The following is a 762-nucleotide window of genomic DNA, read 5'->3' as shown; positions in this document are numbered from 1 at the left end:
AATCGAGAAACTCAAGACGAGCTACCCGGTAAAAAAACTGTGTGACGTGTTTGGCGTACATCGCAGCAGCTTTAAATACTGGAAACAACGTTCAAAAAGACCTGTGTGTGCCACGAAGACTAAGGAAATAGCCAAGGTCAGAGAGCTATTTCGCGAGAGCGAAGGCTCTGCAGGGGCGCGCAGCATCGCAGAGATGTCGACAAGGCAGGATGTGCCGTTAAGTCGCTATCGCGCTGGCCGCCTGATGGAAAAGCTTGGCCTAATTAGCTGCCAAGTGCCTGGGCACACCTACAAGAATACAGGTGATGAACATGTTGAGGTACCGAACCACTTAGCGCGTCAGTTTAACGTTGAGGCGCCCAACCGCGTTTGGTGTGGCGACGTCACATATATCTGGACTGGCAAACGCTGGGCTTATCTAGCCGTTGTCATGGACTTATTTGCTAGGAAAACGATTGGCTGGTCGATGTCGTTGTCGCCCGATAGTGAACTCACCAGCAGCGCATTGAAAATGGCTTATGAGAGCCGTGGGCGACCAAAAGGGGTTATGTTCCACAGCGACCAGGGCAGTCATTATACGAGCCGTAAGTTCCGTCAGACACTCTGGAAATGCCAGGTAAAACAAAGCCTAAGCCGACGTGGTAACTGCTGGGATAATGCGCCAATGGAGCGTTTCTTCAGGAGCTTAAAGGTTGAATGGGTGCCAACGTATGGCTATCGCTCATTCTTGCAGGGGCAGCATCATATCGTGAACTATTTAAT

General features: G+C 50.7%; 1 protein-coding gene. It reads left to right on the top strand.

Annotated elements, in window-relative coordinates; genetic code table 11:
* The coding region (locus MLE19_RS22840) for an IS3 family transposase (protein WP_240720615.1) at positions 1-762 on the top strand (762 nt) is incomplete at both ends.

The sequence above is a fragment of the Vreelandella neptunia genome, assembly GCF_022489065.1.
Taxonomy (GTDB): Bacteria; Pseudomonadota; Gammaproteobacteria; order Pseudomonadales; family Halomonadaceae; genus Vreelandella; species Vreelandella neptunia_A.
This window is presented reverse-complemented; position numbering and strand designations above follow the sequence as displayed.